The sequence below is a fragment of the Ignavibacteria bacterium genome, from assembly GCA_015709655.1.
Lineage (GTDB): Bacteria > Bacteroidota > Ignavibacteria > Kapaibacteriales > Kapaibacteriaceae > OLB6.
Map to the genome: position 1 here is coordinate 2,762,416 of CP054181.1, position 19,447 is coordinate 2,781,862.

Here is a 19,447-nt window from a genome sequence, read left to right on the forward strand (position 1 = left end):
GGTACGTTGGTTATTTTTCATAAAATGTCGGCAAAAGAAACACCATTAGCACGCCAGTACAGGCAAATAAAAGAGAAGCATCCGGACACGATACTCCTGTTCCGGCTGGGGGATTTTTACGAAACCTTCGGCGATGACGCCATTGCCACGGCTGCTGCGTGTGGTATTACGTTAACCAAGCGGAACAACGGGGCGGCAGGTGAGACGCCACTGGCCGGCTTCCCCCATCACCAGTTGGATAATTACTTGCCAAAGTTAGTACGGTCGGGCTACCGGGTGGCAGTGTGCGAGCAACTCGAAGATCCAAAGCAGGCAAAGGGGATTGTAAAGCGCGGCGTAGTGGAGGTTGTTACGCCGGGTGTTGTGATGTACGACAAGTTGCTGGAGAATTCGGCAAATACGTTCTTGTGCGCCCTGGTTCCGCTTGCAAGTAAGGCTAACGGAAAAACCATCGCTGTTTGGGGGATTGCTTTTGCCGACGTTTCTACCGGGGTCTTTATGGCTGCCGATGTACCGGATGGTGGAGTATTGAGTCTGCTTGAAAGCTACGCTCCCGCAGAAGTGCTGGTGAACAAGGAGCAAAAGGAAATCTGGGAACCGGTTTTGCGGGCCGCTACACCACGTGCAGCCGTCAGCAAACTCGAGTCGTGGCTGTTTGATACCGAGTTTGCGCGGACAACGGTTCTGCGACACTTTTCCACAACATCGGTGAAAGGTTTCGGTCTCACTGATGATTCACCAGCGATGATCGCTGCCGGAATGATCCTGCATTACATAGCTGAAACCCAGCGCGGATCACTGACGCATATCACAACACTCCGTACCATCAACACGTCCGACGTGATGGTGCTGGATACCGCAACACGCAGAAACCTTGAAATCCACCAACCAGGCTCACCGGGTGAACGGCAGGGGGCTTTGATTGACTTGATGGACAGGACGAGAACACCAATGGGAGCACGATTGCTCCGACGGTGGATGCAGGCTCCACTGATCAATAAAGACGCTATCGTTCAACGGCAGCACGCTGTTGAACAACTCCTGAACGGAAGCCGGCATCTGTATAACCTTGGCGATTTGTTCGCGCAGGTTGGGGATATTGAACGGCTTATTGCCAGAGTGGTAACTGACAGAGCAACAGCACGCGATCTGGTGGCTCTGCGTAATGGTCTGAGAGTAATTCCGGATATCATGCAGATGCTTAGCCCCTTCCCGTCCCTGCACTATGTATGTGCCGATGTTCATGATCACAGCAGTGTTGTTCACATGATCTCGGCGGCGTTATCTGACGCTGCGCCGGTTCAGTTTGGCAGCGGTAAGATGTTTAATGCGGGCTTCAGTGCCGAACTGGATTCGGTCTGCGATGCGATGGCACATGGTAAGGAATGGATTAAGGAGTTTCAGGATCGTGAGCGTGCCGATACCGGGATACCAACGCTCAAGGTGTCGTTTAATAATGTTTTTGGTTACTATATCGAAGTCAGTAAGGCTCAGCGTGACAGTGCGCCTGCCCATTACGAACGTCGACAGACGTTGGCAAATGCGGAACGGTTCACTACTCCGGAGCTTAAAAAACTTGAAGCCACGCTGCTTTCGGCTGAGGGCCGAGTATCTGAACTGGAACAGCAGCTTCTGCTGGAGCTAAAGCGTGGTGTGGCTGCCAATTGTGCTGCAATACAGCAAACAGCACTTGCTGTTGCCACCGCCGACTGTTTGCACAGCTACGCGCGTACTGCACAGGAGTACGAGTATGTACAGCCCGAGCTGCATACCGGGACATTGCTCAACATCCAGGGAGCACGGCACCCCGTGATCGAACGTCTGCTACCCGCCGGTACCCGCTACGTGCCGAATAACATTGTGCTTGATACCGAAACACATCAACTGATGGTGTTAACCGGTCCGAACATGAGCGGTAAGAGCAGTTATCTGCGACAGGCCGGACTGATAGTGTTTCTTGCTCATATCGGTAGCTTTGTTCCGGCAGTACAGGCTACCATTCCGATCACCGACAGGATTTTTACACGGGTTGGTGCACAAGATAATCTGCTGGCAGGCGAAAGCACGTTCCTTGTGGAGATGCAGGAAAGTGCAAACATCGTCCATAACGCAACATCGCGAAGTTTAATATTGCTTGATGAGGTTGGACGCGGAACAGCTACGTTTGACGGTATTTCGATTGCCTGGGCAATTGCCGAGTATCTGCACGAAGTGGTTGGCGCCAAAACATTATTTGCCACACATTACCATGAGCTTACTGCCCTTGCTGACCGCTTTGAACGTATTCACAACGTTAAGGTTGAAGTTGTTGAACAAGAAGGAGGCCTGGTCTTTACACACAGGGTGGTTCCGGGTTCGGCCGACCATTCCTTTGGTATTCACGTAGCCCGTATGGCCGGAATGCCTCCGGCAATACTGCGGACAGCTGAAGTAGTGCTAAACCAGCTGGAAACCGGAAAGCACGATCCGGCACGCTCAGCTCATACCAGCGCAGTTGACCGCCGGATGCTTGAGTCTGCCGGACAGCTCACGATGTTTGAAATTCGCGACGATGAACTGCGCAAGCGTGTTCAGGATCTGGATGTGAACGCATTAACGCCCTTACAGGCACTACAGACCCTTGCAGATTTAAAAGACTCGATCCGGGATGAGTGAAACCGGTGAACCTTGGCTATACGACGTGTTTGTACAGCGGGACAATAAAGTAACTATTTGGACAATATATTCAACGTGAACGAATGGAAGAACAAACCAACGAGATACGCAGACAGTGGAAAGATCGCGACCGGGTTGTTAAGGCTATGACGAAGGACGGACTGTTCCGTGCCGCCGTGGTACTGAACCGGATTGCGGCTGTTACAGCCCAACGCAGGCACGGACTGGATGCCCTGTGTTCGCTCCTGCTGGCACGGGCATTGTCGGGCGCAACGCTAATGGCTTCGTTTTTAAAGGGCGAGGAACGAGTATCAGTCTCTGCTGACGGCGACGGAATAGTAAAATCGGTATTTGCCGAGGCAATCCAGGTAGGCGAGGTGCGTGGTTTCTGCCTTAAGAACAGTAATCCAACTGAGCGCTCCGGCCCCTTAGGCGAAGGTCTGTTAAAGGTGCAGCGTTTCCTGTATGACAAGAATGAACCGGTTACCGGAATTGTAGAACTGGAGCGGGGCGATATAACGACTGACCTGAGTCACTACCTTACACAAAGTGAACAAATACCATCGGTGTTTATGCTTGATGTTGCCTTTGATCACAATGACCTTATCACCCAGAGTGTTGGCATTCTGGTCCAGGCGATGCCGGGAGCACGACCCGAAGATATTTTTAAGACCTATGATATTTTGGATATGCTGGAACGTCCGACCGAATTTGCCGAAAAAGGATATTCTCCCGAAGACATTGTAAAACAAGTATTGCCCGGTGAAATTGAAATACTCGACAAAACAGCGGTTGATTTCTTCTGTCGGTGTTCGCTTGAACGGTTTAAGGGGGTGCTGTTAACACTTGGATATGACGAAGTGGTCAGCATGGAAAAGGCCGGTCACAACGAATTGGTTTGCCAGTACTGTAACGAGCGATATCACCTTAGCGAACAGGATTTCATGGAACTGAAGGAGTTACTCCTGGCGCGGCGGAATTAGACAACAAGGCGGCAATTGCAGCCGTCAGCACCATGTCGTGCCAGGTACACCCCCTGCTGACATCAACAAAAGGCTTTTGCAATCCCTGCACCACCGGTCCATAGGCTGCAGCCCCTGCAAGACGCTCAGTTAGCTTATAGGCAATATTACCGGCATCCAGGGTTGGGAAAACCAACACATTTGAATTACCAGCCAGTGCACTGCTCGGTGCTTTCCGTGCGGCAACTGCCGGAACCAGTGCTGCATCGGCCTGCAGTTCACCATCGGCTACAATGTTGGGATATTTCTCTGAGAAGATCCTGAACGCGTCACGCACCTTTTGTGCATGCGGATGTTGAGCAGATCCTTTAGTGGAAAAGCTTAGAAACGCAACACGCGGTTCGGCGCCGGTGAGAATGTGGTGGCTTACCGCTGAAGACTGGGCGATATCGGCTAATTGATCAGCCGTCGGATCGGGAACAACACCACAGTCAGCATAGGTGAGCACTGCGCCGGAAGGAAGAACCATTAAAAAGAAACTGCTGACGACACTAACACTGCTGTCCATTCCAATCGTCCATATCCCGGCACGCAGAACATCGGCTGTGGTAGAAACGGAACCGGCAACACCTGCATCAGCCTCACCGGTATGCACCATCCATGCAGCACGAAATAATGGTTGTACGGCAAGATGTTCGGCTTCTGATCTGGTTAGCCCCTTCCCGGCCCTTCGTTCCAAAAGATATTCAACAAGGTGAGGTTCGCTAATCGGCGTATCGTGAGTAACCAGAATGGGGATGGCAACGCCAAGGTGTTGTAGTTCCTGCACCGCGCGGACAGTGCGCTCGTCCGATGAATCGGGGAATACAATCCGGCGCTGCAGTTTAGAAGCACGATGGAGGAGATCATCATCACGAGTGCTCATGGGGCTAAACCAATGATTCGGCAGTTTGTCGTAAACGGAATAGCAACATCATAAAGTTTTTTTTCGGCAAACTCATCGAAAATCGTCAGTCGTGGCTCATCATGGTGAGTGCACATCAGCAGGGCGCGAGCTGCATCATACGAGCACATGGTGTATGACTCGAACTGAACTGCGGCGGCACGTCGGGGTGTTCGGGTTTGAATCTGGAGCAGACCATTTTGAACAGGAACGTAGCAGTAGCCGCTACTGTTAACGGAAAGGCTGGAGGCAATTTGTAACGGGCCCTCAGAATCACGGGACGTAAGTGCAACGGTTGCCGTAATGGTCCGGGTACTCACATTGATCGTAGAGAGTGAAGGTACGGTAGGATCTTCGCCCTGAGATGCAGGCGTTTTTCCCTTGCCGAGTGAAACAACGCAGAACACGTTGTTCAACGGATCGCCCTCTACCAAAGACGGAACGTCTGACGGAATATCCAGCCGTGCTTCGACCGTATTGGTCCGACTGTCGATAATGGCTACCTTGTTCTGATGTGGCAGTGCAACGCAAATCTGATTCCCCAGGGCGGCAATACCTGCAGTTGAATCTCCAACAGAGATTGTACGTACGATCTGGAATACCGTAAGGTCAATAACGCCAACTGCCATGCTATCGGGTAATGAAACGTAGGCTGTTGTTGCATTGGCAAAGGCAATGTCGGCCGCATGGCCATACCCCGACAGACTGATCTCGGCTACGGCAGTAAGTGTCTCTCGGTTTAGGACGGTAATGCTTTCGGATTTTGTTAGCACGTAAATATCGTTGCGATACTGCCGAAGCTGCTGTACAGGGTATGCACCCAGGTCGGTGGTTGGCTTCCAGGTCTGATTCAGAACAGTCTGGTCAGGCATCGAGATCGTATAAAGCCCCGTAGGACCACTCAGCAGCAGACGCCATTTGCCATTAAACGAATTTATTAACGGCTCTTCAGGAGAACATGAAGAAAGTAGCAGCACACTGGTCAGGACCAATGCTGAAATCAGTCGGCTCATTATTCACTCCTATCAGCATGTTGAACAACATAGCGGATAATATCGGCAACAACAGGCTCTGCAATTGTAACTGCCTGAAGCATTTCTTCCAGCAACACCGGTTGTAACGAATCCGGAAAGCATTCATCGGTGATGATGCTTATGCCAAGCACCTTCATCCCCAGGTGGCGGGCAGCAATCACCTCGGGGACTGTACTCATCCCCACCACATCGGCACCAATTGTGCGCAGGAATCGGTACTCTGCCCTGGTTTCCAGGTTGGGTCCGCAGACTGCAACAAATACACCGCGGTGCACCCGATGCCTACCTTCCAGAGCCCCCTTTTCAGCAATTGTTAGCAAATGCTGCGAGTACGGCTCGCTCATATCCGGGAAGCGTGGACCAAACCGTTCATCGTTCGGGCCAACCAGCGGGCTTGTACCCAGCAGGTTAATATGATCGTCAATAAGCATAACATCGCCCCGGCGATATAAAGGGTTCATTCCGCCGCAGGCATTGCACACGATCAGTGTTTTTACACCCAACGCCCACATTACCCGAATAGGGTAGGCAATCTGCTGGAGTGAATACCCCTCATACATGTGAAACCGGCCCTGCATCACGCACACCGGTACACCATCGAGCATACCGCTCACCAGACGTCCGGCATGCGACTCAACAGTACTCTCAGGGAAGAGTGGAATATCCTGATATGGTGTGCTGACGGGGTTGCTGATATGCTCAACAAAGCCCCCCTGACCGGTCCCCAGAATAATACCAACGGTGGGTTGGATGCCAATTGTGTCCTTTACCAGACCGGCAGCCTTGATAACATCATCATACGTGTGGTGATTCATGGTGCGAAGATAGGGAAGCAATGGATGTCTTTGAGCGGCTCAGGACCCTGTACATATCGTCGGAATATTGAATTCAGTGATTCATGGATTAGGATGACACGTTCGGAGAGCTCAGGTAGCGAACCTAAGGGGCATATGGTCACGTTGTACTATCGTTCATGTACTATCTACAAAAGCAATTGCTCCAGAGTTTTGTCATGATCATTACGTAGGCTGCACACCGCAGCCGACTGGCCGAGCTATAGTGGTAGGTGGTGATGCACGATGGTGGTGGAGGTGGGGGTGGGGCCCGGAGGGCCGTAGTCCGTCTGTTTGGGATTTATGACGTGCCTCGGTAGTGCATAAGGTTTGTGTTAAACCGTAATGTGGGTATGAAACCCCGTAGGAACGAACCCACGTGGTGGCCCGCACGAAACACCATATAAAACCCGATACGAAACTGTACGAACGTGGTCACACTTCACTGTCATTGACACACTCTCTATCACAGCAATTGCTCCGGAATTCCTAATGTGTTTTACGTAGGCTGCGCAACGCAGCCGACCGGCCGAGCTGTGCAGGTAGGTGGTAACGCACGATGGTGGTGGAGGCGGGGGTGGGGCCCGGAGGGCCGTAGTCCGTCCGTTCGGGATTTATGCCGTGCCTCGGTAGTGCAGAACGGTTGTGTTAAACCGTAATGTGGGTATGAAACCCCGTATGAACGACCCCATGTCGTCGCCCACACGAAACATTATAAAACCCGATACGAAACTGTACGAACGTGGTCACACTTCACTGTCATTGACACACTCTCTATCACAGCAATTGCTCCGGAATTCCTAAGGTGTTTTACGTAGGCTGCACACCGCAGCCGACCGGCCGAGCTGTACTGGTAGGTGGTAACGCACGATGGTGGTGGAGGTGGGGGTGGGGCCCGGAGGGCCGTAGTCCGTCCGTTCGGGATTTATGACGTGCCTCGGTAGTGCATAAGGTTTGTGTTATACCGTAATGTGGGGATGAAACACCGTAGGAACGACCCCATGTCGTCGCCCACACGAAACATTATAAAACCCGATACGAAACTGTACGAACGTGGTCACACTTCACTGTCATTGACACACTCTCTATCACAGCAATTGCTCCGGAATTCCTAATGTGTTTTACGTAGGCTGCGCAACGCAGCCGACCGGCCGAGCTGTGCAGGTAGGTGGTAACGCACGATGGTGGTGGAGGCGGGGGTGGGACCCGGGGGGCCGTAGTCCGTCCGTTCGGGATTTATGCCGTGCCTCGGTAGTGCAGAACGGTTGTGTTAAACCGTAATGTGGGTATGAAACCCCGTATGAACGACCCCATGTCGTCGCCCACACGAAACATTATAAAACCCGATACGAAACTGTACGAACGTGGTCACACTTCACTGTCATTGACACACTCTCTATCACAGCAATTGCTCCGGAATTCCTAAGGTGTTTTACGTAGGCTGCACACCGCAGCCGACCGGCCGAGCTGTACTGGTAGGTGGTAACGCACGATGGTGGTGGAGGTGGGGGTGGGGCCCGGAGGGCCGTAGTCCGTCCGTTCGGGATTTATGCCGTGGCTCAGTCATACAGCATGTTTGCCGTGGCTCAGTGATACAGCATGTTTGCCGTGGCTCAGTGATACAGCATGGTTGCCGTGGCTCAGTGATACAGCATGTTTGCCGTGGCTCAGTGATACAGCATGTTTGCCGTGGCTCAGTCATACAGCATGTTTGCCGTGGCTCGGTCGTACAGCATGTTTGCCGGACTAGGGAGCTGTAAATAATATTAAAACAACAGTGATATCATAAGGCCCTACTGTGTGGCAACCCCGCGTGGCTGCTCTGCATTAAACAGCATAAAAAGGACTAAACCGTAAGGGTGCGGAACAAGGTGCGGGTTTCAAACCCGTCCCGAGGTAATATTCAATTGAGTCGAAACTGTGGAGAGTGTATTCCATGAGCTCGATCCTTTGAAAGTAAAACACAAACCGGTTACACGACGGTAAGCCCTTTATTTAGCCGGTTCATCATCCCCCATACCACACCCCTCTTTCTTATTTTTGCAATGCAGCTACCATGGGGAAATCTTATATACGAAATCTGTGTGGCAGAATGTTTGCATTCTGCTGTTTCCTGATATACTTCCTGCCGTGTTATGCACAGCAGGGGAGATACCCGTACCTTCCGTTGGAGACTGTGGAGCAGGTTGCGGACGTTTGGCAGTCAGACGGGCTGTTGCGCAGGTCTGCCGATGTACTGGATGAATTTCGAGACTCAGAGGTCCGCTCGGGAAGTGACGCCCTACGAATGAGTCGTGCCGAGCTCGAACGTGCTTCAGGCTTGCCAAAGAGTTCGGACCGGAGTCTGATGGTGTTCCTGCAGGGGCGCAGCAACTCGCCCTTCTTCCCCATTGCAATGTCGGCACGTGGCTTTCTGGCGCTGTCGGAGGCCCGATATAGTCAGGCTGACAGCTTGCTCCATACTGCTGCATTGCGTGCGCAGCACGATTACGTTGTCCGCCGTGATACCCAATACCGTACTCTTGCACAACATGCCTACTTCTGGGATGGTGTGGCTCTGGGCAGGATGCAGAAGTTTGACAGTGCAATCGTGCGGTTTGCGGCTTGTATAGCCACCGATTCGTTGGGGAGCCTGGCTCCTCGTGCGCTGTTTGCCATGGGCCAAATGTATGAGCGGCTGGCTGTGACAAACAAAGCTTCCGAAGCCTACTCAACAATTCGGAAAAAGTACAGGACTGGAAATATTATCGTGGCAGCCCGGATCAGGGAGGCACAGATTGCGTTGCGGCAACGGATGCCTGAGCGTGCCGTTGACATCCTTGGCGGGATTGATGCAGAGATCCTGAGTCTTTCCGCTGGAGACAGTTTGTTGCCGTTTCCGATATCGGAGGCTGTCGGACAAGTTCGAATCCTGCGTACAAATGCACTGATCATGCGCGGAGGTTTTGCCGAAGCCCTGGATTCTGCTACTGCATATTTACGGGAATCGCCTCCCGACAGAAACGTACCGCTGGTTAGACTTCAAAGTGCGTTCTGTATGCTGAATCTTGACTCGTCGGACGACGCATTACTGCATCTTGATAAAATTATTGATCAGGTAACCGACGATGCCTCGCCCATACGTCAGCAGGCATTGCTCTACCGCGCCTTGGCCCTGCGTCAGAGTGGTATGCCCGAAAAAGCAGTTGCTGACTTTACCTACCTTGCGGCCCTGGCCGGATATCCGTATCAGGCTCAGGCTCTGGTGGAGGTTGGCCAAGCAGCCTATCAGCGTGGCGACATGGAGGCTACGATTAGGGCCGTTGACCGTGCTGAGAAATTAAGTACCGATGCGCAGACAACGATCCGCTCACAGTTGCTGCTGGCAGCCGCCTTCCTGGAACTACAAAAATGGTCGGACGCCGAGGCTGTGTATGAACGCGTTGAACAAGGGGCTGCTCAACTGCCGTCAGCCTACGCTGAAATGCGAAGCCGGTACCTTGCCGAAGCACGGTTAAAACGTGGAATTTGTCTTGCACAGGAAGGTAAACGCGAAGCCGCTATTCGAGTTCTTACCGGTTATGTGGCGTCGCATCCTGCCGATCCACAGCGCGACGAAGGATTATTCTGGCTGGCCGAGATGATGTACCGGAGTGATCTGCTCAGAAACGCCCAGGATGTGTACGAAGAATTGGTGAATCGCTATACGGCAAGTCCGCGTCGCGAAGATGCACTGTATGGTCTGGCATGGACCTTTTTTAGAAAACGTGAATTCGATAAGAGCATAAAGGCTTTTGGTGCCTTGCTCGATGCGTTTCCCCAAAGCAGCTATGCCGTTGATGCCATGGTTCGGCGTGGTGATGCCTTGTACATTTCCCGGAGTTATTCCCAGGCTGCCGAACAGTACCGCCGTGCTGCCCGTACGGCACCGAACACAGAGGTTGGACAATATGCGGGGTATCAGGCAGGACAAGCCTTGTACCGTGCAGGCAACCTTGCCGATGCTTCGGCGTACCTGCGCTCGTTTGCATCGGAACAACCCGCTTCAGCACTTGCCGATGATGCGTTGTACCTTTCCGGATGGATTGCATTTCAGCAGCATAATGACCAGGAGGCTATTAAAGAATTTGAATACCTCATTGACAAGTATCCTAACGGAGATCAAACGGCTAACGCAATGTTTACCCTTGCAGATGCACTGTACAATACCGGTGACCTTGAGGGGGCAAAGGCACGCTACCGGATCCTTATCAGCAGGTTCCCGATGAACCCCCTGGCCGTTGAAGCTGCAAAGAGTCTGCAATCCGTCCTTGTGGGTGAAGGGAAAACCGATGAAGCCATTGCCGTTGCCGATCAAATGATAGCATACAATCCACAGAGCAAGGCAGCCAGCGAGTTCGCATGGGAAAAAGCTAATATTTTTTATTCGGGACGTAACTATAAAAGCGCAGCCGATGAGTTGCAGGCCTTCCTTTCAAAGTTCCCCGATAACAGTCGGGCAGACCATGCCCTGTTCATGCTTGGAAAAACATATCTGAGCATGGACGATGTTCAGCAGGCACATAATGCCTTCACAAGTTTAGAGCGCACATACCCGAACAGCGAATACATCGCCCTTTCCAAAATGGAGCTTGCTGATTTTCACAAGGAGAGGGCTCGCGCAAAGGTTGCCGATAGTTTATATGCTGTTGTTATGAAGCGGTATCCTACAGATACAGCCGAGGCATCACGCGCAGGATTCGAGCGTGCCACGATTGCCCGGATGATGCTGGATACCCTGCAGGCGCTGAACCTGTACCGAACAGTTGCCGACGCCTATCCCGGAACAGAGTACGGAGATCAGGCGCGCTACCAGCTGGCACTGTATTACCGTGCCGTGCGCATGCCGGATAGTGCCCGCACAGAGCTGGCAACCCTGGTACGAACCTCACCATCGGCAATGATCCGTGCCAATGCACTGTTTGATATGGGTGACCTGTATTCGCGACAGCGGATGTGGACGGAGGCTGTGGAAGCCTTTGAACATGTCCGTAATGACTATGCCGGCTACGAAGACTGGTACACATTAAGTATGATCGGCCTGGGGAGTGCCTATGAACAACTGGGTGACGTAACGGCCGCACGCAATGCCTATACGGTGGTTGCCCAACTGCGTCCGAACGATGACTACGGGAAGACTGCTCTTGCGCGCCTTAAACGACTGGAGAAACAAAAATGACGTTGCCCAAGCCCCTTCTCATCATCAGAATTCTACCGTACGTCCTGCTCTCCGCCGGCTGCACATCGCTTGCATGGGCTCAGCAGCAATCACCCGCACAGCCGATTGAACTTCCGGAATTCATCGTTACCGGCAAGGAACAAATTGGTATTCCGGGTGCAGCAAAACTTCCACCCAGACGTCCTGCTGCGCTTTCAAAGACCAGACTGGATAGCCTGAACCCGATCGAAAAACTGCCACTGCCACCGCTCGAAGAAATCCCGTTACCAGTGTATTCTAACCATGTAGCGTATGTTCCAGGGTATGTCAGCGTTGGGATCGGTAACTATGTTACACCGGATATCGAGGCTGGATATTCATTCAGAGTAGGCGAATATCTGGTTGACATGAAAGGTGGTTACGAGTCAAGTGGGGGATGGATGGATCATTCGGATTATTCGCTATGGAATGCTCAGGTGCAAACAACCTACGAGGCACCTGACCGTTTTATTGTCTTCGGGCGGAGTACAACAACAGCACGGGCATCAATCGGGTCGAAGGATTTTTCGCTGTTTGCGTCACCTTTACACAATTCACGAAGTGTTGTTAACTATCGCCTTGGAGTTGAAACGGTTGGACGAACAGGGAAGTATGATTTTACGGCATCGGCTTCATGGAAGGGATCGGAGGTGGAGACGCAACTTCATCCGCGGATATCGGATAGCGGGCTGTTTGGAACGATCCGGTTTATTACCGGTGACGATGATGTCCTGGCCGGGGGCATGATTGAAGCATCACTAGCTACAAACGGCAGTGGCTATCCGCTGGTGAGTGTGGGACCGGTTTTCAAATACCAGCATGGACCTGTTGAGGTTCTGGGCACGGTTGGAGCTCAGATTGGCAAAGGAACAGCATCAGAAACCAGGGCAGCAGCACTGGTCAACGGAACAGTTTCGTGGCAGGCATCGCCGGTTGTCACCGTTGGCGGAGGGCTGAGGAGTGGTCTTCGGCATACCACCATTACCGATCTTGCAGCCGAAAACCCATACCTATCGCCCGACCAGATGGTAGATCTTCCGTTTGATGTTGTAGCGGTACACGGATCGTTTCTGTACCATCCGCTCACCACGTTGTCGGTGGGGGTGGAAGGGGGCTTTGCTAAAAGTAACCGGGATGTGGTTTGGGTGCGCTCTGCAGATACAGCAATGTTCGTGGTGGACTGGCAGACGCTGGCACGCACCTACCTGCAAGGCAATACGGTGTGGAAGCCTTCACCGGCCGATGTGCTGTCAGCCGACGTAACCCTTAATTGGACAATGCTTGCCAATTCAAACACAGCCCCTTACACTGTGCCTGCCAAAGTCTCGTTATCATACTTCAGAACATGGAATTTTGGTCTGCGGGCCGGCATTCAGGTGGTGTATTGTGCAGGACGGTATACCGATACGGCGAATGCAACCCATCTGAGCGGCTATACCGATATTCGGATTTCTGCAGATTACAATGTTGGCTCCAATCTTACGGCAGTGATTCGTGCACAGAATTTGCTAGGGAGCACCATCTTCCTATGGGAAGGGTATAAAGAAAGAACTGCATTTGTACGTGTTGGTGTTGACTGGAGGTTTTAATGTCACAACAAAATGATTGGGAATCAGCAGGGTTTACTGACGATGAGGATGCTTCGTTCAGGAAAAGTCAGTCCGAGTCTCCCGACGACAAGTCAATGGATGCTGCTGCAGAAACCGGTTTGCCAACCTCCGAACAAGCCTGGTCGGAACTTGGCATGCCGGCCTCTGTACATGCTGACACCGTATTAGCAACCGGTGCCAATGAACCATCGGTACGTTCTGACAGCAATACAGGTGAATTACCATCTCCGGACATGCAAAACCTGGCTCAGGCAGCAGTACCGGCAGAAGCTGTTGTATATGCTGCCGATACGTCTGACCGCAAGCGTCGAGGACCAATCTTTTGGCTTGGAGTCCTTGGCTTTGCAGTGTTCCTGGTGGCGGTAATTGGCGGTACCATGTACTGGTTAACCAGGCCAACGATCGATCAGCAGGCCTTTATGCAGGATGCCACGGCTGAGTACACCCCTGACGTATCTGACGTACAGACCAGCGTACCTCCGGTGGTGGCGGACACTACACCTGACGGGCCGGCAGAGAACGTTGATGTCGGCACTGCCACGGCTGCTCCAGAGCCTGCGCCGGCTAAGACTGCCGAGCCAACTGACCATACCGCCCATAACAACCAGCCCAAATCAATCGTGCGGACAGAAAAATCAAAGCCGGCAGCAGTAGCGAATAACACACCCCGCCCCATACCTGAGCGCTGGCCGGAGGTATCGAACCAGAAACCTGAGCCGGTACCACAGCAGCAACTGCGTGGCGGTACGCAGTATGTTGTGCAGGTTTTTAGCAGCCCGTCTCGTGCTGATGCCAATGAATGGCTGCAAATCCTGCGTGAAAAAAATATTAACGATGGTTATATTGCCCAGCAGGAAATCAGGGGAGAATCATGGTACAGGGTACGCTTTGGTGATTTTAAAACATACGAAGATGCCATGGCTGCAGCGCGGAGCGCCGGGATCCGTCAGCCCTGGGTAGCCCGAGTGCGTTAGAATGTAAACACTGTGAGATCACGCAACGATATCAATACCGCAAGCATCCAGTTTCAGTGGAATCCGAATACCTTTCGCGGTTTCGTTGCTGCTCTTATTTTTTTTGCAGTTCTCATGGTGTTTTCGATGTGCACCAAGGTTTCGGCACCCGAACCGTACGCAACGCGGCCATCCTATGGACTCGTAGAGGTCCGCTTTGGTGATGGCGACGGTACCGGAGCACGAAAAGGGAATCTCTCCAGAGAGGGGCAGGCAAGGAAGGGCCCGGATGGCAATCCGCTTGAAGATGCCCAGGCAGCGGCCTCCGCAAAAAATCCGCGAACAGTAGAAGACCCCATGGCGTCAGCCTCGCATCGTACCGTAGCCGAACTGGGAAAAAAAGGTACGGCTTCCGATGTAGCCAATAGCGGTGATGCTGACCGTGGTGCTAAGGATGGAGCAACTGACGGTACCGGCCTTGGCTGGGCAGGAAGCGGCCCGGGAAAGGGGCTCGGGTTGGGCGACATTGACTGGGGAGGTGGAGGTAACCGGACGGTGTTGAAGAAGGAATTGCCACGATTTCCCGCCGGAACATTAAATACTGAAGTTAAATTGCGGTTCAGAGTGCGTCCAGACGGTACGGTTAGTTGGGTGATGCCACTTCGGCGGGGAGGTAATCCGGCTGTTGATAATGCCGCAATAACAGCCATGTACAAATGGAGATTTAATCCGCTGTCAACCGACACTGAGATGGAAGGTACAATTACATTCGTGTTTAAAAACCGCTGATGGCTGATATTACCGAAATTTATAACAAGCTACCCCTACTTTTACAGATCCTGCTCTGGATATTGGTTGTGGTTGTGTGTTTCTCGTTGTTCAAGCGCCTGATAAAACTTGCGCTCTTTTTGTTTGTTTGCATCCTGTTACTCATTGCAATTGCCTGGTACCTGCTGTAGTGTTTTTTTCACCAAATTCAAACTAAATGTCGTACAAAATTGGAATTGTCGGAACCGGTTATGTGGGCTTGGTTACAGGCGTTTGTTTAGCAGAAGTTGGGCATACGGTACTCTGTATGGATATAGACGCAGAGAAGATTAGGCAGCTCAATAGCGGACATCCGGTGATTTTTGAAAAGGGGCTGGCACCAATGCTCCGAAGGAACCTGGATGCCGGCAGGATCCGGTTTACAACGCACCTTGAAACAGCTGTGAGTGACAGTGACGTATTGATGTTTTGTTTACCGACGCCACCGGGTGCCGGCGGTGCGGCAGATTTGCGAGCCGTTATGGATGTTGCAGCGCAGGTAGCCGGAATATTGAAATCACTGAAACGTACTCATCCGCTGATCGTGGTAAACCGGAGTACGGTCCCTGTTGGTACAGCACAAAAAGTTCGGGATATATTTTCTGCACAAGCCGGTGATAGCACGGTGTACGTGGTCAGCAACCCCGAATTCTTATCTGAAGGCTACGCCATTGACGATACGATGAACCCTTCACGGGTAGTTATTGGTACATCAGACGAATACCCCGCAACAGTACTCACTGATTTGTATCAGCCATTTGTACAAACCGGAGCGCCCATTTTCGTGTTTGACGAGCGCAGCGCCGAGGTAACGAAGTATGCGGCAAATGCGTTGCTGGCAACCAAGATTTCTTTTATGAATAACCTGTCGGAATACTGCGAAACAATTGGCGCCGATATTGACCAGGTCAGACTTGGCGTTGGTGCCGAACCGCGTATAGGACCACAGTTTTTATTTGCAGGTCTTGGGTATGGCGGAAGCTGTTTCCCAAAAGATGTTAAGGCAATCGTGAACGATGCGGAGCAGCACGGGGTTGCATTACAGATTGTGAAGGCAGTTCATGAAGTTAATACCCGACAAATCCACCGCTTTTCGCAACGCATTTTAAACGCTTTTGGAGGATCGTTGCAAGGGAAGACCGCAGCTGTCTGGGGGCTGGCGTTTAAACCGGGTACCGATGATATTCGGGAGGCACCGTCATTGGAAGTTATCAATGCACTGATTGACGCCAAGGCGTCAGTGCGAGTGTACGATCCGGAAGCACACCTTAATGTTAAAAAGATTTATGGTGCACGTCTTCACTATTCCGATGACCATTATGATGCAGCAATGGGTGCTGATGTGCTGATTATTGCCACTGAGTGGCCCATGTTCAGAAATCCGGATTTGCCAAAACTGCGTGAACTCATGAAACAGCCCCTGATTTTTGACGGGAGGAATATCTTCCAGCTGGATAAAATGAGGGAGCATGGTTTTGAATATCACAGTGTTGGCAGGCCCAGTGTGGTATAACGGGGTTCATTGGGTTGTCAGTGGATATGGACGTCCTTCCGGCGGTTAGGCTGTACCTTGCCGGTAAGACGCTCATACATCCTAAATTTCCGTCGTGTATGCCACCAGCGCTTCACGTACATAAACAGGTAGCGCAGTAAGCGTGCGAGTGAGGTACGTTTTGAACCAAAGCCCCCTTCGAGCATATTACGTAGCTGAAAACGCTCCTGGTCGGTGATCGACACATCAACGTCACTCGTACCCGGCTGATTCATGATTGAGCCCAGGATGCCCTCCAGCTCCTTGGCGTAGCGCTCCAGCCTGGGTGCATCTACGGTGTTATACTGCATCAGCAGATACAGATGGTCATACAGCATTGCCGCCCGCTTGATATCTTCGATCTGGTGTTCAGAACGAAGTGTTTGAACAAGGGCTTCGGCAAGCTCTTCCAATTCGACAACTTTTTCCTCGCTAAAGCTGAAGAGTTCGGCTGGTTCAATATCATCAATTTCTATATAAACGGTGCTGAGGCGCTGAATCTCGAGGCCGTACTCTTCGCTCACCTGAACAGCAAGTTTGGTTTTCAGCATATCGATCTGCTTTTGGACAACATCGAGGTGAGCCTTGATATTTTCAGAACGTTTATGTCCGGAAGCATGAGATACGGCTGACTGAAGGTCTCGTTTTTCATTCAGAAGTTCCCGCAAGCGTTTGGCTTCATCGCTTGAAGAATGGAACACCTGATCTTCGATCACCTTGTCATCCACCAGCATCCGTGCCCTGCCGATTTTTACAGTACTCAGCCTGATATCAGTACCCATCAGGATCTGCAGGTGCTCAAGGTCAACATGTGCCACACCGTCGGTGATAACAAGGATCTGAGTTTGCGACAGCTGGGGCTCGTGCGAAATATCGTCGATGGCTGCCTCGATTGCCTTTTGCAGTACCGTCCCATTGCCCAGTTCCGTAATGTGCATGATGGTACTTATCAGCTGGTCGAAACCAACAATGTCCCGTGCCACGTGGCGATCGCCGATCTTAACATCGAAGGTTCTGCAAAAAACCGTACCCAGTTCGCGTTGGTTACGTCGTAAAAAAATATAGGCAATGGCTTTTGCCAGATGTATCCGGTAGTGGTGTTGCATCGAGCTTGACGTATCAAACAGGATGTACACTTTCTGCTTCCTGTCATCAGGGGCAAACCGGTTGCTATCGGTTTGATAGCGGAAATTCCGTGGTGTTCGGGGGCGTGGCAGCCACAGTGATCGTTCTGCAAGGCGCTGCAGGAAAACAGTTTCAGGCAGCAAAAACTGATGCGGATAGATATGTCTGACTTCGGTGACGCTCCGGATGAGGTCAGCCTCGTATTCCTTTGCTTCGGGTACGTGCGGGAGAAGCATGGTAGTGGTTGGAGCATCCTGTAAGGCTTCGTCGAGTTCCAGAACCGGCGCAAGACTCATTGCCAGGCTATGAGTAGCATCCTCGATAACCCTGGCTATCTCGTAAATCATCGTAAACTCGGCAGGGAGGTGTTCCGATACCCGGTCGAAGAAACCAAATTCTTCCAGCCTTGAGAAGAATGAGGATGTTTCGAGCACCTGCCGGTTAAGGATGCTATTCCGATCGGTTAAGCTCACGCTCAATCAGGATTAGTGTGTGCTGAAGAATTTGTTCTACACTGTGCTTGAGTTCGCGGACTTCATCGCAGGCAGGAACAAAATCACGCAGGAACTGCTCCAGGATCATTCTGTTTTTTGCCTCAGGCTGTTCACTGCCGAAGGCTTCCTTGATCCACTCAAAGAATGTTCGCTTTACCGAGGTGCCAGAAAGCGCTGAAAGGGGCTCCTTCATGCGCCGTGGCTCTGACCGCAGCTTGTCCAGAATCTCAGTAAAGTCCAGCAGGATTGTCACCTGATCAAAAGCGCGCGATGATGTTAGTGAGTTCAGTACCGTGGTGTACGACTTCTTAAACATTGCAACTTCTTCGGGGAGGCCGACGGTAGCAAAGATGAAATACAGTCTGCTGACATCTTCGTGAGCAACATGGGTACGGCCTTTAAGCATGGCAAGTGCCCGGAGCAGATCCAGGGATTTGGCCTGGGTCCGTGGCGAGATGTAGAAGTCGCCACCGGAGGTAGCCTTTAACTGTTCGCTATGCTGACGGTTTCGGAGAAATTCGTAGTGCCGAATGACGATGTTGGTAAAGTATAACATCTCGTTGGTAATACTGATTACCATGTCGTCAGCCAGACCCCGAACAACAAGGCTCAGGTGTTTCAGCTTCGCAAAGCTGATTTTCTGTGGGGGTTCCACCACCCGACCGCCATGCTCCAGATACTGCTGCGAAATCTTGTACTGGATAAACGGATCTTTATCGGGAAGGATGAGCGCTTTGAACAGAAACCTGTCAAGCAGTGCTTCGGTCACCTCGGAAATCCGCAGGTAGTTCGTGGCTGCAATAACGGTATGAAGGGGAGAGGCTACGTCCTGTACGCCACGCATCAGTCTGCGCTCGTTAAGCAGTGAGAGAAGGGCACGAAGGGTAAAATCATTGGCGTCGAAAATCTCGTCAATAAAGCCAAACTCGCTCTCCACCAAAGAGCCTTCGGTGTTATGGACAATTCGGCCGATTTTCAGAGCTTCAAGATCGAGGCCGCCAAAAAACGTGTCGGGCTGCTGTTCCTTACTGGCCTGCACCCGAAAAATCCGGCCTCCGTCGAACATTCGAAAAATCTGTTCTGCCAGGAGTGACTTACCGGCACCCGTGCGGCTTTGCAGCAGAAGATGTTCACCGGTCAGCAGAGCACAAATTGCCTGTTCAATGACTTCCTCGCGGTTAATAACCCGACTGCCGATGAACTCTGCAGCCCCTTTCAATTCAAGTGAAACTTGTTCGATTGACGGTAGAACTTCGTGGTACTCTGTTGGCATTGCAACTCCTTT

General features: G+C 51.9%; 13 protein-coding genes. 8 read left to right on the top strand and 5 right to left on the bottom strand.

What is annotated here, in order from left to right; all coding sequences use genetic code 11:
* Positions 1–24 precede the first annotated feature (24 nt).
* Both mutS and HRU79_11195 read left to right on the top strand, forming a co-directional pair.
* Positions 25–2,655: a DNA mismatch repair protein MutS gene (gene mutS / locus HRU79_11190; GenBank protein ID QOJ27176.1), complete on the top strand. Its 2,631-nt coding sequence runs from the start codon at positions 25–27 to the stop codon at positions 2,653–2,655.
* A gap of 83 nt (positions 2,656–2,738) precedes the next feature.
* The gene (locus HRU79_11195) at positions 2,739–3,638 is read left to right on the top strand and encodes an Hsp33 family molecular chaperone HslO (protein ID QOJ27177.1); all 900 of its coding nucleotides are present in this window, start codon (positions 2,739–2,741) and stop codon (positions 3,636–3,638) included.
* On the opposite strand, the gene HRU79_11200 is transcribed toward HRU79_11195, so the two are convergent.
* Genes HRU79_11200 through HRU79_11210 form a run of 3 tightly spaced genes read right to left on the bottom strand, consistent with a single transcriptional unit; the run spans position 3,598 to position 6,409 of the window.
* Positions 3,598–4,542 carry a phosphate acetyltransferase gene (locus HRU79_11200; GenBank protein ID QOJ27178.1) on the bottom strand — a complete coding sequence of 315 codons (945 nt, stop codon included), beginning with the start codon at positions 4,540–4,542 and terminating at the stop codon, positions 3,598–3,600. The two genes, HRU79_11195 and HRU79_11200, sit on opposite strands and share 41 nt — an antisense overlap.
* Complete coding sequence (locus tag HRU79_11205) at positions 4,539–5,573, bottom strand: hypothetical protein (GenBank protein ID QOJ27179.1); 1,035 nt, start codon at positions 5,571–5,573, stop codon at positions 4,539–4,541. The genes HRU79_11200 and HRU79_11205 overlap by 4 nt, the downstream gene beginning before the upstream one ends.
* Positions 5,573–6,409, bottom strand: a complete 837-nt coding sequence (locus tag HRU79_11210; GenBank protein ID QOJ27180.1) for a purine-nucleoside phosphorylase — start codon at positions 6,407–6,409, stop codon at positions 5,573–5,575. Before HRU79_11210 ends, HRU79_11205 begins: the two co-directional genes overlap by 1 nt.
* A gap of 2,074 nt (positions 6,410–8,483) precedes the next feature.
* Here HRU79_11210 and HRU79_11215 point away from each other — a divergent pair.
* From HRU79_11215 to HRU79_11240, 6 genes are read left to right on the top strand one after another with little or no spacing between them, the layout of a single operon-like run.
* Positions 8,484–11,624, top strand: a complete 3,141-nt coding sequence (locus tag HRU79_11215; GenBank protein QOJ27181.1) for a tetratricopeptide repeat protein — start codon at positions 8,484–8,486, stop codon at positions 11,622–11,624.
* On the top strand, positions 11,621–13,231 hold the full coding sequence (locus HRU79_11220) for a hypothetical protein (protein QOJ27182.1): 1,611 nt from the start codon (positions 11,621–11,623) through the stop codon (positions 13,229–13,231). Before HRU79_11215 ends, HRU79_11220 begins: the two co-directional genes overlap by 4 nt.
* Positions 13,231–14,226: an SPOR domain-containing protein gene (locus HRU79_11225; protein ID QOJ27183.1), complete on the top strand. Its 996-nt coding sequence runs from the start codon at positions 13,231–13,233 to the stop codon at positions 14,224–14,226. The genes HRU79_11220 and HRU79_11225 overlap by 1 nt, the downstream gene beginning before the upstream one ends.
* A 12-nt stretch (positions 14,227–14,238) precedes the next feature.
* Positions 14,239–14,994 carry a TonB family protein gene (locus tag HRU79_11230; GenBank protein ID QOJ27184.1) on the top strand — a complete coding sequence of 252 codons (756 nt, stop codon included), beginning with the start codon at positions 14,239–14,241 and terminating at the stop codon, positions 14,992–14,994.
* Positions 14,994–15,164: a hypothetical protein gene (locus tag HRU79_11235; GenBank protein QOJ27185.1), complete on the top strand. Its 171-nt coding sequence runs from the start codon at positions 14,994–14,996 to the stop codon at positions 15,162–15,164. Before HRU79_11230 ends, HRU79_11235 begins: the two co-directional genes overlap by 1 nt.
* Before the next feature lie 26 nt (positions 15,165–15,190).
* Positions 15,191–16,525 (top strand): UDP-glucose/GDP-mannose dehydrogenase family protein, encoded by a 1,335-nt coding sequence (locus HRU79_11240; GenBank protein ID QOJ27186.1) that lies wholly within the window; start codon positions 15,191–15,193, stop codon positions 16,523–16,525.
* A gap of 17 nt (positions 16,526–16,542) precedes the next feature.
* On the opposite strand, the gene HRU79_11245 is transcribed toward HRU79_11240, so the two are convergent.
* Both HRU79_11245 and HRU79_11250 read right to left on the bottom strand, forming a co-directional pair.
* Entirely contained in the window at positions 16,543–18,141 is a 1,599-nt protein-coding gene (locus tag HRU79_11245) for a hypothetical protein (protein QOJ27187.1), read from the bottom strand.
* Complete coding sequence (locus tag HRU79_11250; protein QOJ27188.1) at positions 18,119–19,435, bottom strand: MoxR family ATPase; 1,317 nt, start codon at positions 19,433–19,435, stop codon at positions 18,119–18,121. Before HRU79_11250 ends, HRU79_11245 begins: the two co-directional genes overlap by 23 nt.
* Between the last annotated feature and the right edge of the window lie 12 nt (positions 19,436–19,447).

Excerpts from the sequence above, each read along its gene's own strand:
- HRU79_11210 (QOJ27180.1), bottom strand. The coding sequence starts at position 6,409 with ATGAATCACCACACGTATGATGATGTTATCAAGGCTGCCGGTCTGGTA.
- HRU79_11220 (QOJ27182.1), top strand. The coding sequence starts at position 11,621 with ATGACGTTGCCCAAGCCCCTTCTCATCATCAGAATTCTACCGTACGTC.
- HRU79_11240 (QOJ27186.1), top strand. The coding sequence starts at position 15,191 with ATGTCGTACAAAATTGGAATTGTCGGAACCGGTTATGTGGGCTTGGTT.
- HRU79_11250 (QOJ27188.1), bottom strand. The coding sequence starts at position 19,435 with ATGCCAACAGAGTACCACGAAGTTCTACCGTCAATCGAACAAGTTTCA.
- HRU79_11215 (QOJ27181.1), top strand. The coding sequence starts at position 8,484 with ATGGGGAAATCTTATATACGAAATCTGTGTGGCAGAATGTTTGCATTC.
- mutS (QOJ27176.1), top strand. The coding sequence starts at position 25 with ATGTCGGCAAAAGAAACACCATTAGCACGCCAGTACAGGCAAATAAAA.
- HRU79_11200 (QOJ27178.1), bottom strand. The coding sequence starts at position 4,542 with ATGAGCACTCGTGATGATGATCTCCTCCATCGTGCTTCTAAACTGCAG.
- HRU79_11195 (QOJ27177.1), top strand. The coding sequence starts at position 2,739 with ATGGAAGAACAAACCAACGAGATACGCAGACAGTGGAAAGATCGCGAC.
- HRU79_11225 (QOJ27183.1), top strand. The coding sequence starts at position 13,231 with ATGTCACAACAAAATGATTGGGAATCAGCAGGGTTTACTGACGATGAG.
- HRU79_11235 (QOJ27185.1), top strand. The coding sequence starts at position 14,994 with ATGGCTGATATTACCGAAATTTATAACAAGCTACCCCTACTTTTACAG.
- HRU79_11205 (QOJ27179.1), bottom strand. The coding sequence starts at position 5,573 with ATGAGCCGACTGATTTCAGCATTGGTCCTGACCAGTGTGCTGCTACTT.